Raw genomic sequence first — 13,768 nt, forward strand, 5'->3', positions numbered from 1 at the left:
CGGGGGTTCGCGGGTCTTACCCCCCTATTCCCCGTTGGGGGTGCCCCCCCGCGCGGGGGGGGGGTTCCGGTGGGGGGGCGCCCCGCTCGTTGCGCGCCCCGCCCCACCGTGCACGGGAAGAGAGGGGACCGCGCCTCAGCGGCTGCCGTCCGTCACTCCGTGGCGGCGCTCGGTTCGGTCTCCGCCACCACGTCGTGTTCCGGCACGGCCTGGCCGGAGCGGATCAGGTCGATCCGGCCCATCACCTTGGAGCGCAGGTCGCTCGGCACGTCGTCCTGGCCGCAGCAGCGCTTCACCAGCTTCTTCACCGCTTGCTCCAGGCCGTACTTCTCCAGGCACGGGGAGCACTCGCCGAAGTGCGTCTCGAATTTGGTGCAGTCGCTGTCGGGCATCTCATGGTCGAGGAACTCGTAGAGATGATCGAGGACCTCTGAGCAGTCTGTCTCGTGCGGCTCTCCGCAGCTCATGAGCCCGAGCCTTTCCGATCGTCCGACTCTCCGGCGCCGGCCGGGACGAGCCCGCGGTCACGGGCGTAGTCCTCCAGCATGCCGCGCAGTTGGCGGCGGCCCCGGTGCAGTCGGGACATCACCGTACCGATGGGAGTCCCCATGATGTCCGCGATCTCCTTGTAGGCAAAGCCCTCTACATCGGCGAGATACACCGCGATGCGGAACTCCTCGGGGATCGCCTGCAGTGCGGACTTCACGTCCGAGTCCGGCAGGTGGTCCAGCGCCTGGGACTCGGCGGAGCGCAGGCCGGTCGACATGTGCGACTCGGCACGCGCGAGCTGCCAGTCCTCGATCTCCTCGGCGGCACTGCGCTGAGGTTCGCGCTGCTTCTTGCGGTACGAGTTGATGAACGTGTTGGTGAGGATGCGGTACATCCACGCCTTGAGGTTCGTCCCCTCGCGGAACTGGTGGAAGGAGCCGTACGCCTTCGCATACGTCTCCTGAACCAGGTCCTCGGCGTCCGCGGGATTGCGCGTCATGCGCAGCGCGGCCGAGTACATCTGGTCGAGGAAACCGAGGGCGTCCCGCTCGAAGCGCGCATTGCGCTCGGCAGTCGTCTCCTCCGCGCGGCCGTCGTCGGTCCCTGTGTCGGTACCGGTGACCGGACCCACCTCCTCCAACGCTGTGGCGGCTCCGAGACCGGAACCGCTCGAATCGGAGAATAGTCGACCTTGCTTCGACGCGGGCTGTCGTTCCGATCCGCTCAGCGCCCGCCCGGGGGTGGTCTTCGCCGCATGCAACACCGTCCACTCCAGGTCAGCGGCGTTCGAGCGGCGCGGGCAGATGGTCGAACCCATGCGACGGACTCCCTCTCCACATACGACGTTGATGAACCGATGTCCCGAACAACAGTGGCCCCCCACTCAACATTCCCGGAGGTCCCCGAGCGCCGCGGGTGTGACCGGGTCCACCCGGAAGGGGTCCGCGGAGCCGTGTTCACGGCAGCCGGTCCAGCCACCGGACCACGGCGTCGGTGAGCATCCCCATCGCCTGATCCTCGGTCAGTCCGGATCTCTTCGGCACGGAGAAACCGTGGTCCGCGTACGGCACCTCGGTGATCTCGTACTGCCCGGGAGGGAATTCGGCGGGCCGCCCGAACGGGTCGTTTCCGCCCTGCACGACGAGCGTGGGCACGCCCGAGCCGAGCAGCTCGTCCTCGCGGGACCGCTCCGGCTTTCCCGGCGGGTGGAGCGGGAAGCTGAGCGCGAGTACGGCGTGGGCGCCCAGCCCGGCCGCCGTCCGGCAGGCCACCCGTGCCCCCGCGCTGCGTCCGCCGGCGACGACGGGCAGCCCCGGGGCGGTGAGCGCCGGCCACAGATCGCGCCAGCCGGCGTCGAGGGTCTTCGGGGCGGGTGCGAGCTTCTTCCCGGCGACCCGCCACGGCTGCTCCACCAGGGCGACGCTCACCCCGTGGGCGGGCAGCACGGCGGCCAGCGCCCGGAGGTCGCGGGCCTCGATGCCGCCGCCGGCGCCGTGGCCGACGGCGAGCACCAGGCGGGATCTCCTCGCGGGCAGCCAGGTGATCCGGGCGGGCCCGGGAGTGGTGTCGACCGTCTCGACCGTCCGGGTCGTCTCTGCGGGACTCACGCGTACCATCCTGCCCCGGTCAGAAGAGCGTGCCGACCTCCGGCGCGGCCAGTTCGTCCAGCAGTTCGGGCCCGTTGTTGCGGACGTTGCTGACGGCCGTCCCGACGGGGTACGCCCGCATCAGCCCTCCGGGCGGCGGGGCGAGCAGCTCACGCAGCTCGTCGACGCCGGTGCGCGACGGGTCGAGCCAGGCGTCCCAGCGATCCGGCGTCAGCATCAGCGGCATCCGGGGGTGGATGTCGGCGAGCGTGGCCGGCCCCTCGGCCGGGGCGACGGCGAGCGGGCCGGTCTCCGCCTCGGTGGTGATCACGGAGCAGGTCACCCACCAGGCCTGCGGATGGTCGTCCGGCAGTGTCCGGTCACGCCAGAACTCGTACAGTCCGGCCATCGCGAAGACCGACCCGTCGGCGGGGGTCACGAAGTAGGGCTGCTTCCGCGGCCGCTTCCGCTTCCCCTCCTCCTCCAGCTGCCGCTCGTCGGCGCCGGTGACCCACTCGTAGTAGCCGTCGGCGGGAAGGATGCAGCGCCGGGAGACGAAGGGGCGGCGGAACGAGGGCTTCTCGTGGACCGTCTCGGCCCGGGCGTTGATCATCCGGGCGCCGCCCTCGGGCGACTTGGCCCAGGAGGGTACGAGTCCCCACTTCAGCGCGCGCAGCTGGCGAACCGGACGTGGGTCATCCGCGTCTTTCACAGGACGTTCCAGTACGGCGTAGACCTCTTTGGTCGGCGCCACGTTGTAGTCGGGCTCCAGCGCCTCCGCCGGTTCCCACTTCTCGACCGCGAAGAGCCCGGTCAGGTCCTCGGGCCGCCGACTCGCTGCATACCGTCCGCACATGGGTGCCAGACTGCCACGACCCACCGGCACGACCGCAAGGAGCCGCCACCGCCATGGACAGCACCGAACTGGGCAATCTGTGGGACCGCGTCTTCGGTACCCAGCCCGCACCCGCGCAGTGGCTGGTGATCGTGACGGCCGTGGTCGCGCTCGCCGCCGTCGCCCCGCGCCCGATATGGCGGCTCTCGCGCAATGCGATCACCATCGCGCACGAGGGCGGACACGGACTGGTCGCACTGCTCAGCGGGCGCAGCCTGCAGGGCATCCGGCTGCATTCGGACACCAGCGGGCTGACGGTGAGCCGCGGCCGGCCCACCGGCATCGGCATGATCCTCACCGCGGCGGCGGGGTACACCGCGCCGCCGCTGCTGGGTCTGGGCGGCGCCTGGCTGCTGGCCGACGGCAGGATCACGCTGCTGCTGTGGGTGGCGACCGCGCTGCTCGCCGTGATGCTCGTGATGATCCGCAACCTGTACGGAGCTCTCACGGTGATCTTCACCGGTGCGGCGTTCCTGCTGGTGTCCTGGCTCGCCACCCCCGACGTGCAGTCACTCTTCGGCTACACCGTGGTCTGGTTCCTGCTGCTCGGCGGCGTACGCCCGGCGTTCGAGCTCCAGGCCAAGCGGCGGCACGGCGGCGCACCGGACTCGGACGCGGACCAGCTGTCCCGGCTGACGGATGTGCCGGCCGCGCTGTGGCTCTGCTTCTTCCACGCGGTCTCGGTCTGCGCACTGATCGGCGGAGGACGCTGGCTGCTCGGCCTGTGAGGGCCGACCGCGGCCCGTCCACCCGCGGCGCCGTCTACCACGCTCGTGTTACGTGACAGTTTCAGACCATTTGATCGGGATCTGGCATTGCGGCGAGCCACTAAAGTGAGATCCATGACCGAAAGTGCCGTGCACCCCGCCCTCTGGCCCGCCCCCCACGCAAGCGGAGCCGTCGACGCGACCGTCACCGTGCCCGGATCGAAATCGGTCACCAACCGGGCGCTGGTCCTCGCCGCCCTGGCCGCCGAGCCGGGCTGGCTGCGCCGCCCGCTGCGCTCCCGCGACACGCTCCTGATGGCACAGGCGCTGCGCGCCATGGGCGTCGGCATCGAGGAGGGCGTCGGCCCGGACGGCTCGGGCGAGGCCTGGCGGGTCATTCCGGCCGGACTGCACGGCCCCACGACGGTCGACGTCGGCAACGCCGGTACGGTCATGCGTTTCCTGCCGCCGGTCGCCGCCCTCGCCGACGGACCGGTCCACTTCGACGGCGACGCGCGTTCCTACGAACGGCCGCTGAACGGTGTGATCGACGCGCTGCGGGTGCTCGGCGCCCGGATCGACGACGACGGGCGCGGCTCGCTGCCGATGACCGTGCACGGCGGCGGCGCCCTGGACGGCGGCCCGGTGGCGATCGACGCCTCCTCGTCCTCCCAGTTCGTCTCGGCGCTGCTGCTTTCGGCGCCGCGCTTCAACCAGGGCGTCGAGGTGCGTCACACCGGTTCCCGACTGCCGTCGATGCCGCACATCCGGATGACGGTCGACATGCTGCGGGCGGTCGGCGCCCAGGTGGACGAGCCGGAGACGGGCGGCGAGCCGAATGTGTGGCGGGTCTCGCCCTCCGCGCTGCTCGGCCGCGACCTGACGGTCGAGCCCGACCTCTCGAACGCGCAGCCGTTCCTCGCCGCGGCGCTGGTCACCGGTGGCCGGGTGACGATCCCCGACTGGCCGGAGCACACCACTCAACCGGGTGACGCGCTGCGTGAGATCTTCACCGCGATGGGCGGCAGCGCCGAGCTGACCGAGCGCGGTCTGACGTTCACCGGTACGGGCCGCATCCACGGCATCGACGTCGACCTCGGCGAGGTCGGCGAGCTGACCCCCGGTATCGCCGCGGTCGCCGCCCTCGCCGACTCCCCGTCCACGCTGAGCGGCGTCGCGCATCTGCGGCTGCACGAGACGGACCGGCTGGCGGCGCTCACCAAGGAGATCAACGGTCTCGGCGGCAACGTCACCGAGACCGCCGACGGGCTGCACATCGAGCCGAGTCCGCTGCACGGCGGTACGTTCCACACGTACGACGACCACCGGATGGCCACCGCCGGGTCGATCATCGGCCTCGCCGTACCCGGAGTGGAGATCGAGAACGTGGCGACAACCGCCAAGACCCTGCCGGATTTCCCGCAGATGTGGACCCGAATGCTCGGGGTCTGACCCATGCGTCGCTACGGCAAGAACCCCGACGAGGACGACATCCGGTTCCGCCCCAACCCGAAGGGCAACCGGCCCCGCACGCATACCCGCCCCAAGCACGAGGACGCCGAGGAGGGCATGGTCCTCACCGTCGACCGCGGCCGCCTCACCTGCCTGGTCGACGGGCGGACGATCACCGCGATGAAGGCCCGCGAGCTGGGCCGCAAGGCCGCGGTGGTCGGCGACACCGTCTCGATCGTGGGCGATCTCTCCGGCGACAAGGACACCCTCGCCCGCATCGTCCGTATCGGTGAGCGCCGCTCGGTGCTGCGGCGGACGGCGGACGACGACGATCCGTACGAGCGGGTGGTCGTCGCCAACGCGGACCAGTTGGCGATCGTCACCGCACTGGCCGATCCGGAGCCGCGGCCACGCATGATCGACCGCTGTCTGGTGGCGGCGTACGACGGCGGGCTCACCCCGCTCCTGGTCCTCACCAAGTCCGACCTGGCGTCCCCGGACAAGCTCCTCGAGGCGTACACCCCGCTGGGTGTCCCGTACATCGTCACCAACCGTGAGGAACTGCAGAACGGCGACGCGGCGCAGCAGGTGCGCGAGCACCTGAACGACCGGGTCACCGCATTCGTCGGGCACTCCGGCGTCGGGAAGACCACCCTGGTCAACGCCCTGGTGCCGAAGGACCGTCGGCGCACCACCGGGGTCGTCAACGCCGTCACGGGCCGCGGCCGGCACACCACCACCTCGGCGCTGGCGCTGCCGCTGCCCGACGGGCACGGCTGGGTGGTCGACACCCCCGGCGTGCGTTCCTTCGGGCTGCACCACATCGACCCGTCCCGGGTCATCCACGCCTTCCCCGACCTGGAACCCGGCACCGAGGAGTGCCCGCGCGGCTGCACCCACGACGCCGCCCAGCCGGAATGCGCACTGGGCGCCTGGGTGACGGCCGGGCATGCCGACGCCGCGCGCCTGGACTCGCTGCACCGGCTGCTGGCCACGCGGGAGCGACGCGAAGGGGACTGACCCGGGCACGTTTGCGCACTGCTGCTGACGGTAAGTGCATAATCACTCAGCGGGGCAGAGCGGTCACGACACGGGAGGGAACCGACGATGGCGTGGCTGCTGGTCGTGGTAGCAGGGCTTCTGGAGACCGGCTTCGCCGTCTGTCTGAAACTGTCGCACGGCTTCACCCGGCTCTGGCCGACCATCGCGTTCTGTGTCTTCGCGCTCGGCAGCTTCGGTCTGCTGACCCTCTCCCTGAAGAAGCTCGACGTGGGGCCCGCGTACGCCGTCTGGACCGGCATCGGTGCGGCGGGCACCGCGATCTACGGCATGGTCTTCCTCGACGACCTGGTCTCGACCCTGAAGCTGATCTCGATCTCCCTGGTGATCCTCGGTGTGATCGGGCTGCAGTTGTCGGGGTCCTCCCACTGATCCGGACGGACCGTGGAGGACCGCCGATCGCGTCACTGACCGTGATCGGCGCGGCAGGGGGCATGGCTCAGCGGACCGGCCAGCGCTCCGCCGCCTCACGCACCAGCGGCGCCGCATCCGTGGGGACGGCCGACGCGGCGACCGCGTACGACAGCGCGAGTCTCATCGCGACCTCGCAGGTCACGGCCAGCTCGGCCGGATCCTGCGGCGGGCGCCCCTCGTCCAGGGCTGCCACCACCCGGTCGCACACCTGGCCGAGGAGCTCGGCCGGGGTCGGCGGTCCGGCATCGGCCCGCCGTTGCGCCGGCACGGACGAGGCGGGTGGCGCCGAGAGGCTTGCGGGACGCGGTAATCGGTCCCCCCAGCAGCCTGTGAGCAACGCTCCGACCAGGGCATTCGTCCGCGCGGACCGCACCGTCCAGGCAGCGGTGGCAGCCAGCCTGTCCCCCGCGCCGCCGGGCGACCCCAGCGCCCGTTCGACACCGGCGAGGTAGCCGTCCGCGGCGCAACGGACCAAGGCACGGGCCAGTCCGTCCTTGCTGCCGAACTCGTTGTAGAGGGTCTGCCTGGAGACTCCGGCGGCGGACGCGACATCGACCATCCGCACGGCCGGCCAGGGCAGGGTGATGAGCGCCGAGAGGGCGGCGTCCAGCAATGCTTCTCGCGCCGTAGGCATCGTCGCCTCCCACGCCAGGGACTCTGCGGTTCAGAGTTGACGCGCTCCCCCGCACTGTCAAGACTTCGGGCGGCGGCCGGGGCCCTGTAGCTGCGGTCACCCGCGGTCGATACTGTGACGACATGCCCGATTACCACGATGATCTGCGCCTCGCCCACGTACTGGCGGACGCCGCCGACGCGGCGACGATGGACCGGTTCAAGGCTCTGGACCTCAAGGTCGAGACCAAACCGGACATGACGCCGGTGAGCGAGGCCGACAAGTCCGCGGAGGAACTGATCCGCGGCCACCTCCATCGGGCCCGCCCGCGCGACGCGATCCTCGGCGAGGAGTACGGGATCGAGGGCACCGGGCCGCGCCGCTGGGTCGTCGACCCGATCGACGGCACCAAGAACTACGTGCGCGGTGTGCCGGTATGGGCGACGCTGATCTCGCTGATGGAAGCGGGTGAGGACGGTTTCCAGCCGGTCGTCGGTGTGGTGTCCGCGCCCGCGCTGAACCGGCGCTGGTGGGCGGCGAAGGGCGCGGGGGCATACTCCGGCCGAAGCCTCACCTCCGCGACCCGGCTGCACGTCTCGAAGGTCGAGCAGATCTCGGACGCCTCGTTCGCGTACGCCTCGATGACCGGCTGGGAGGAGCAGGGCCGGCTCGACGGATTCATGGATCTGACCCGGGCCTGCTGGCGCACGCGTGGGTACGGTGACTTCTGGCCGTACATGATGGTCGCCGAGGGTTCCGTGGACATCTGCGCGGAGCCGGAGCTCTCGCTCTGGGACATGGCGGCGAACGCGATCATCGTCCAGGAGGCGGGCGGCCGGTTCACCAGCCTGGACGGCGTGTCCGGCCCGGGCGGCGGAAACGCGGCAGCCTCGAACGGCCTGCTCCACCACGAGCTGCTGGGATACCTGAACCAGCGCTACTGACGCAGCTTGCGGAGCGGCGTGAGAGTCCCGAGGGGCGTGCGGTGCAACTCCGCGCGCCCCTCGAATGATCTCCACACACCCCTTGTTGCCGCCCCGCAAGGGTGCCACGCTAAGAGTCCCCCCACTTGTGAACTTGTGAATCGGCTCACGCAGTCGCTTCACGAAGGAGGTGGCTCCCTTCATGCTCGTCCGTGACGCCATGAGCACGATGGTCCTCACCATCGGCCCCACCCATACACTCCGCCAGGCGGCCCAGCTGATGTCCGTCCGACACGTCGGGGCAGCAGTCGTCCTCGACCGGGACACCAGCGGAATCGGCATCCTCACCGAACGCGACATCCTGAACGCGGTCGGATCAGGGCAGGACCCCGACCACGAGACCGCGTCCACCCACACCACCACCGATGTGGTCTTCGCCGCGCCGGCCTGGACCCTGGAGGAAGCCGCGGAGGCCATGACACACGGCGGCTTCCGGCATCTGATCGTGCTGGACGACGACGGACCCGTCGGCATCGTCTCGGTCCGCGACATCATCCGCTGCTGGACGCCCGCACGGCGTCACCAGGCGGAACTGGTCGGCTGACCCGCCCCTGCGTACACACACCGGCGGGCCGGCCCCCTCGCACATGGAGGGAACCGGCCCGCCGTCGGCCCGGACAGCCCGGACCGCCGACTTCCGATCGGATCGGTCCGGATCACGGCCCCGCGGGGTCCGAACCGGAGATTCCTCAGCCGCGAAGTGCCTGGACCGCGGCCTCCAGCCGCTTCCCGAAGTCGCCGTCGGCCTGGCGGAAGTTGTTGATCGCGCGCTCGGCGATGTCGTCGCGCGAGACCTTGGCGATGAACCCGGCGAGGTTGTCGATCAGCCGCGCCTTCTCGTCCTCGGAGTACAGCCGGTAGAGGTTCCCGGCCTGCACGAAGTCGTTGTCCTCGGCCTGGCGCGGGGCCTCGTGCGTACCGACCTCGCCGGTGACCGTGGTCGGCTCCCAGAGCGGACGGTCGGTCTGGACGGGACCGCCGAAGCTGTTGGGCTCGTAGTTCTTCGCACCCTTGTGGCGGCCGTCGTAGAGGTAGCCGTCACGGCTGTTCGTCCGCGCCTCGGTGGCGTGCGGGCGGTTCACCGGCAGGTGGTCGGCGTTGATGCCGACGCGGTAGCGGTGGGCGTCGCCGTAGGCGAAGAGACGGCCCTGGAGCATCTTGTCCGGGGACGGGCCGATGCCCGGCACGAAGTGCGCGGGGCTGAAGATGGACTGCTCGGTCTCCGCGAAGACGTTCTCCGGGTTGCGGTTGAGCTCCAGCTTCCCGATCTCGATCGGCGGGTAGTCCTCGTGCGGCCACACCTTGGTGAGGTCGAACGGGTTGAAGCGGTAGCCGGCCGCCTCGGCCGCGGGCATGACCTGGATCTGCACCGTCCAGGACGGGAAGTCGCCGCGCTCGATCGCCTCGCGAAGATCGCGCTGGTGGCTGTCCGGGTCCTCGCCGGCGAGCTTGTTGGCCTCGGCCTGCGTGAGGTTCTTGATGCCCTGGTCGGTCTTGAAGTGGTACTTGACCCAGAAGACCTCGCCGGCCTCGTTGTTCCACTGGTACGTGTGCGAGCCGTACCCGTTCATGTGACGCAGCGTGGCCGGGATGCCTCGATCACCGAAGAGCCAGGTCACCTGATGGGTGGACTCGGGCGACAGACCCCAGAAGTCCCACACGTTGTCCGGCTCCTGCGAGCCGGTGTACGGGTCGCGCTTCTGGGTGTGGATGAAGTCCGGGAACTTGATGGCGTCCTTGATGAAGAACACCGGCGTGTTGTTGCCGACGAGGTCGTAGTTGCCCTCTTCGGTGTAGAACTTCAGCGCGAAACCGCGGGGGTCGCGCACCGCGTCGGCGGAGCCGAGGTTGCCGGCGACGGTCGAGAAGCGCAGGAACGTCTCGGTCTGCTTGCCGACCTCGGAGAGGAACTTCGCCCGCGTCCACTGCGAGACGTCGCGGGTCAGCGTGAAGGTGCCGTACGCACCGGCGCCCCGGGCATGCACGATGCGCTCCGGAATGCGCTCACGGTTGAAGTGTGCGAGCTTCTCCAGCAGTGACTGGTCCTGCACCAGGACAGGACCGCCGACGCCTGCGGTCTGACTGTTCTGGTTGTCGGCGACCGGCGCTCCGGCCTCCGTGGTGAGCGGTCCCTGCGTCACGTGCGCCTCCTGCGTCGTTCCTGCACATTCGTCTCTGTCCTGCACAGCAGCCTGTCCCTTGGCTTATGCCAGGCACGATCCTACAATGGACTAAGTCCAAGTCAAGTGAACATCCAAACTCACACCCGTTCGGGACCAGGGTCCCCTCACTGTTAGGCTTGCCCTTATGAGTGACCTGTTGGAACGACTCCGCGGACGCGGCTGGCGCATGACTGCGCAGCGGCGCGTCGTGGCCGAAGTCCTCGACGGGGACCATGTGCACCTGACGGCCGACGAGGTCCATGCCCGCGCCGTCACCAAACTGCCGGAGATCTCCCGCGCCACCGTCTACAACACGCTCGGTGAGATGGTGACGCTCGGTGAGGTCATCGAGGTCTCCACCGACCGCCGGGCCAAGCGGTACGACCCGAACGCGCACCGCCCGCACCAGCACCTGGTGTGCGCCGGGTGCGGCGCCATCCGGGACGTGCACCCGGCGGGCGATCCGCTGGCGGACCTGCCCGCCGACGAGCGCTTCGGCTTCACGGTCTCCGATGTCGAGGTGACCTACCGCGGCCTCTGCCCGAACTGCGCCACGACGGCCTGAGACGCGACGAAGGCCCGGTGCGAGCGACTCGCACCGGGCCTTCCGCATGTCGTGCCGCCCTCGCCCGGACTCTCGCGCCCGGCGGCCCGGCCGGTGGTTTTCGGGTCACACCGCGGCCGGCGGCGTCCACGGCATCGAGGCGGACGGCAGGAGTTCCGGCAGGACGCGAGGGGCGCGGCGCCGCAGTGGGCGGGCATGCACAGAGGGCCGGATCCTTCGAAAAGGATCCGGCCCTCTGTCTTCAGTAGCGGGGACAGGATTTGAACCTGCGACCTCTGGGTTATGAGCCCAGCGAGCTACCGAGCTGCTCCACCCCGCGTCGTTGAACTCAACATTACGTGACGCCCCGGACCAGCGCAAATCCGTTTCCGCAGGCGGTGCGGGGTGCGCGGGACGGGGCCCGCCGCACCACCTTCCGTCGTGCCCCGCAACCCCGGTCGCCCGGCGCCGTGCACCCGTGCGTCCGCTACGCGGTCAGTTCCTGGTGCAGCGCCTCGCGGAGCCGTGCCGCCCGTTCGGCGACCTCCGCCGGGCCCAGCTCGACCGCCCGCGCGCACCAGCGCTGGCCCTCGGTGAGCTCACCCCGGCGGGCGGCGAGCAGCGCGAGGCGGAGCGCCGCCCGGCCGTGGCCGTCGTTCGCGGCGCGGGTCCACCACAGCGCGGCCTCACGCTCGCTGCCCTCCCGGGCGAGCAGCAGACCGAGGTTGAAGGCACCGTTGCGGCTGCCCGCCTCGGCCGCCTCGCGGTACCAGTGGGCAGCGCTCTCCACATCGCCGCGGGCGGCGGCGAGCATGCCGACGCGCACCTGGGCGCGGCGGTGCCCCTGCTCGGCCGCCCTCTCGTACCACTCCTCGCACTCGGTCTTCTCCGGCGTCGGTTCGCCGAGCGCGGGCGGCCCCGGCGGCGGCTGCCGCGAGTCCAGCACCCCGGCGAGCCGGAAGGCCGCCTCGGCGCTGCCGCCGCCCGCGGCGCAGCGCAGATGACGTTCGGCCTCCTGCTCCTCGCCGTGGTGCAGCAGGGCCATGCCGACCTGCAGGGCGGCCTCGGTGTGCCCGGCGGCCGCGGCCCGCTCGTACCAGCTGAGGGCCGCACGCTCCTCGTCGCGTCCGGCGTGCAGGATGCCGAGGTTGAAGGCGGCGTCGACGCTGCCCGCCTCGGCGGCCTTGGAGAACCAGGGCTCGGCGCCGGTCGCGTCCCCCTCCTGGAGCAGCAGTACGGCCAGCGCGTTCGCGGCCTCGCGATGGCCCGCGTACGCGGCCCGGCGGTACCACTGCTCGGCCTGCGGCGTCCGGTCCTGGGCGGCGCAGAGCAGCCCGAGGTTGTACGCGCCGTTGACGTCGCCCGCGTCCATGGCGGCGCGGTACCAGCGCTCGGCGGTCTGCTGCTCGCCCCGGGCGGCGTGCAGGGCGCCCAGGGCGTTGGCGGCGTTGCCGTCGCCGTCCTGGGCGGCGCGCAGCCACCAGACGGCCGCACTCTCCTCGTCGCCCGCGTCGCGCAGCAGGAAGCCGAGCGCGCAGGCGGCCCGCGCCTCGCCGTCCTTGGCGGAGGTGAGGTACCAGCGGCCCGCCTCCTTGAGCTCGCCGCGCTGTTCGAGGATGGCTCCCAGGTGCAGGGCGGCACGGCGGTGACCGCGCGCGGCTGCCTGCCGGTACCACTGCTCGGCCTCACCGACCTGCCCGGTGGCCGGGCCGGCCACGGGCCCGTCCGCCTTGCGGGGGCTCCCGTGGCGGGTACCGGTCGCGGTGCCGCCGCTCCTGCCCGGACCGGGCCCCATGCCCAGCCCCAGGCCGGCGGCCGCCCCGGGACGTCCGAACGCGTCGTGCGGGTCGTCGGCGGCCTTCCGCTCCAGGGCGCGGGCCAGGCGGTACGCGGCCTCCCGGTGCCCCTGCTCGGCGGCAGCGCGCAGCCAGCGCTCGGCTCCGACGTCGCTGCGGTGCTCCAGCAGATCGGCGAGGGCGTACGCACCCAGCGCGTGACCCTGCTCGGCGGACTGGCGCAGCCAGTACTCGGCGCCGGGCTCGTCGCCGCGCTCGCGGTAGTGACGCCCCAGGGCATGCGCCGCGGCCGCGGAGCCGGCGACGGCGGCGATACGCCACCAGCCGGCCGCCTCGTCGGCGTACCCACGCTGGTGGAGGAGAACCCCCAGATTGTTGGCGGCGGCGCGGTCGCCGTCGGCGGTCGCTCCCCGCAGATAGGGCTCGGCGCCGTGCAGATCGCCGCGGCGCAGCAGCAGCGCCCCGAGGACGCTCATCGACGCGGTGTCTCCGGCGTCGGCGGCACGGCGGTACGACGCCTCGGTCTCGGCGCTCTCCGTGCCCTCGTCGTTCCCCGGGGACTCCGCGGTGCCGGCGATTCCGACGGCCCCCATGGTCTCGACGGACTCGGCGTTCTCAACGGGCTCGGTGTTGCTCGATGCGCCGGCAGCAAAAGCCGCGTCTGTCACGTTTTCCATCTTATGGACGCGTCGCTGCACAAACCGCCCTGTCTCCAACAGAGTTGCCCTGTCCCCCATAAATACCATCGTCGCACCACCTGTAACCCGCGTACACCTCGTATATCGCGGCCAGTGAGGTCACTTCAGCGTTTTGTCGACATGCCCACAGAGAGATAAGTCAAACACGCCCGAGGCCAACTCGTGCCCCTCGAACCGCACTTCACCCGCGACTCGCACGAAGAACTTCACAGCGCGACGAGGACCCGGGTCCTCGCACGACGAAGGCCCGGATCCTCGAAAGGATCCGGGCCTTGGTCTTTCAGTAGCGGGGACAGGATTTGAACCTGCGACCTCTGGGTTATGAGCCCAGCGAGCTACCGAGCTGCTCCACCCCGCGTCGTTGTGTTCA

The 13,768-nt window shown here is 70.9% G+C and carries 14 protein-coding genes and 2 tRNA genes; 7 read left to right on the forward strand and 9 right to left on the reverse strand.

From position 1 onward, the window contains the following. Positions 1-152: 152 nt before the first annotated feature. The 4 genes from rsrA to ACFVXE_RS33730 all read right to left on the reverse strand — a co-directional run bounded on the left by rsrA (position 153) and on the right by ACFVXE_RS33730 (position 2,931). Positions 153-467 carry a mycothiol system anti-sigma-R factor gene (rsrA, locus tag ACFVXE_RS33715; protein ID WP_389676982.1) on the reverse strand — a complete coding sequence of 105 codons (315 nt, stop codon included), beginning with the start codon at positions 465-467 and terminating at the stop codon, positions 153-155. Then, positions 464-1,120 (reverse strand): sigma-70 family RNA polymerase sigma factor, encoded by a 657-nt coding sequence (locus tag ACFVXE_RS33720; RefSeq protein WP_030915605.1) that lies wholly within the window; start codon positions 1,118-1,120, stop codon positions 464-466. Before ACFVXE_RS33720 ends, rsrA begins: the two co-directional genes overlap by 4 nt. 325 nt (positions 1,121-1,445) lie before the next feature. Further along, positions 1,446-2,096 carry an alpha/beta family hydrolase gene (locus ACFVXE_RS33725; RefSeq protein ID WP_389676983.1) on the reverse strand — a complete coding sequence of 217 codons (651 nt, stop codon included), beginning with the start codon at positions 2,094-2,096 and terminating at the stop codon, positions 1,446-1,448. Between the two features lie 19 nt (positions 2,097-2,115). Beyond that, positions 2,116-2,931, reverse strand: coding sequence for an SOS response-associated peptidase (locus tag ACFVXE_RS33730; RefSeq protein WP_389676985.1), 816 nt, complete (start codon positions 2,929-2,931; stop codon positions 2,116-2,118). Positions 2,932-2,984: 53 nt separating this feature from the next. On the opposite strand from ACFVXE_RS33730, the gene ACFVXE_RS33735 reads away from it, so the two are divergent. The 4 genes from ACFVXE_RS33735 to ACFVXE_RS33750 all read left to right on the forward strand — a co-directional run bounded on the left by ACFVXE_RS33735 (position 2,985) and on the right by ACFVXE_RS33750 (position 6,560). Further along, a complete protein-coding gene (locus ACFVXE_RS33735; protein WP_389676987.1) occupies positions 2,985-3,698 on the forward strand; it encodes a M50 family metallopeptidase in 714 nt (237 codons plus the stop codon). A 114-nt stretch (positions 3,699-3,812) separates the two neighbouring features. Beyond that, positions 3,813-5,129, forward strand: a complete 1,317-nt coding sequence (aroA, locus tag ACFVXE_RS33740; protein WP_389676989.1) for a 3-phosphoshikimate 1-carboxyvinyltransferase — start codon at positions 3,813-3,815, stop codon at positions 5,127-5,129. A gap of 3 nt (positions 5,130-5,132) precedes the next feature. Next, entirely contained in the window at positions 5,133-6,149 is a 1,017-nt protein-coding gene (rsgA, locus tag ACFVXE_RS33745) for a ribosome small subunit-dependent GTPase A (protein ID WP_389676990.1), read from the forward strand. Positions 6,150-6,236: 87 nt separating this feature from the next. Continuing rightward, a complete protein-coding gene (locus ACFVXE_RS33750) occupies positions 6,237-6,560 on the forward strand; it encodes a DMT family transporter (protein WP_389676991.1) in 324 nt (107 codons plus the stop codon). A 67-nt stretch (positions 6,561-6,627) separates the two neighbouring features. Here ACFVXE_RS33750 and ACFVXE_RS33755 read toward each other — a convergent pair whose 3' ends face one another. After that, the gene (locus ACFVXE_RS33755; RefSeq protein ID WP_389676992.1) at positions 6,628-7,236 is read right to left on the reverse strand and encodes a TetR/AcrR family transcriptional regulator; all 609 of its coding nucleotides are present in this window, start codon (positions 7,234-7,236) and stop codon (positions 6,628-6,630) included. 122 nt (positions 7,237-7,358) lie between these two features. On the opposite strand from ACFVXE_RS33755, the gene hisN reads away from it, so the two are divergent. Then, positions 7,359-8,159, forward strand: a complete 801-nt coding sequence (hisN, locus tag ACFVXE_RS33760; RefSeq protein ID WP_389676993.1) for a histidinol-phosphatase — start codon at positions 7,359-7,361, stop codon at positions 8,157-8,159. A gap of 181 nt (positions 8,160-8,340) precedes the next feature. Continuing rightward, the gene (locus tag ACFVXE_RS33765; protein WP_389676995.1) at positions 8,341-8,742 is read left to right on the forward strand and encodes a cyclic nucleotide-binding/CBS domain-containing protein; all 402 of its coding nucleotides are present in this window, start codon (positions 8,341-8,343) and stop codon (positions 8,740-8,742) included. Positions 8,743-8,887: 145 nt separating this feature from the next. Here ACFVXE_RS33765 and ACFVXE_RS33770 read toward each other — a convergent pair whose 3' ends face one another. Then, positions 8,888-10,339: a catalase gene (locus ACFVXE_RS33770; RefSeq protein ID WP_389676996.1), complete on the reverse strand. Its 1,452-nt coding sequence runs from the start codon at positions 10,337-10,339 to the stop codon at positions 8,888-8,890. 166 nt (positions 10,340-10,505) lie between these two features. On the opposite strand from ACFVXE_RS33770, the gene ACFVXE_RS33775 reads away from it, so the two are divergent. After that, positions 10,506-10,925: a Fur family transcriptional regulator gene (locus ACFVXE_RS33775; protein WP_389676998.1), complete on the forward strand. Its 420-nt coding sequence runs from the start codon at positions 10,506-10,508 to the stop codon at positions 10,923-10,925. A gap of 245 nt (positions 10,926-11,170) precedes the next feature. On the opposite strand, the gene ACFVXE_RS33780 is transcribed toward ACFVXE_RS33775, so the two are convergent. From ACFVXE_RS33780 to ACFVXE_RS33790, 3 genes are all read right to left on the reverse strand, one after another. Beyond that, a tRNA-Met gene (locus ACFVXE_RS33780) sits at positions 11,171-11,244 on the reverse strand. 147 nt (positions 11,245-11,391) lie between these two features. Continuing rightward, a complete protein-coding gene (locus tag ACFVXE_RS33785) occupies positions 11,392-13,446 on the reverse strand; it encodes a tetratricopeptide repeat protein (RefSeq protein ID WP_389677000.1) in 2,055 nt (684 codons plus the stop codon). A gap of 236 nt (positions 13,447-13,682) precedes the next feature. Then, positions 13,683-13,756 (reverse strand) — tRNA-Met (locus ACFVXE_RS33790). Between the last annotated feature and the right edge of the window lie 12 nt (positions 13,757-13,768).

The sequence above is a fragment of the Streptomyces sp. NPDC058231 genome (assembly GCF_042882275.1).
Classification (GTDB): domain Bacteria; phylum Actinomycetota; class Actinomycetes; order Streptomycetales; family Streptomycetaceae; genus Streptomyces.

Bases quoted from the DNA above. Each gene is read 5' to 3' on its own strand.
- rsgA (WP_389676990.1), top strand. From the start codon at position 5,133: ATGCGTCGCTACGGCAAGAACCCCGACGAGGACGACATCCGGTTCCGC.
- ACFVXE_RS33735 (WP_389676987.1), top strand. From the start codon at position 2,985: ATGGACAGCACCGAACTGGGCAATCTGTGGGACCGCGTCTTCGGTACC.
- ACFVXE_RS33750 (WP_389676991.1), top strand. From the start codon at position 6,237: ATGGCGTGGCTGCTGGTCGTGGTAGCAGGGCTTCTGGAGACCGGCTTC.
- ACFVXE_RS33775 (WP_389676998.1), top strand. From the start codon at position 10,506: ATGAGTGACCTGTTGGAACGACTCCGCGGACGCGGCTGGCGCATGACT.
- aroA (WP_389676989.1), top strand. From the start codon at position 3,813: ATGACCGAAAGTGCCGTGCACCCCGCCCTCTGGCCCGCCCCCCACGCA.
- ACFVXE_RS33755 (WP_389676992.1), bottom strand. From the start codon at position 7,236: ATGCCTACGGCGCGAGAAGCATTGCTGGACGCCGCCCTCTCGGCGCTC.
- ACFVXE_RS33785 (WP_389677000.1), bottom strand. From the start codon at position 13,446: ATGGTATTTATGGGGGACAGGGCAACTCTGTTGGAGACAGGGCGGTTT.
- ACFVXE_RS33765 (WP_389676995.1), top strand. From the start codon at position 8,341: ATGCTCGTCCGTGACGCCATGAGCACGATGGTCCTCACCATCGGCCCC.
- rsrA (WP_389676982.1), bottom strand. From the start codon at position 467: ATGAGCTGCGGAGAGCCGCACGAGACAGACTGCTCAGAGGTCCTCGAT.
- hisN (WP_389676993.1), top strand. From the start codon at position 7,359: ATGCCCGATTACCACGATGATCTGCGCCTCGCCCACGTACTGGCGGAC.
- ACFVXE_RS33730 (WP_389676985.1), bottom strand. From the start codon at position 2,931: ATGTGCGGACGGTATGCAGCGAGTCGGCGGCCCGAGGACCTGACCGGG.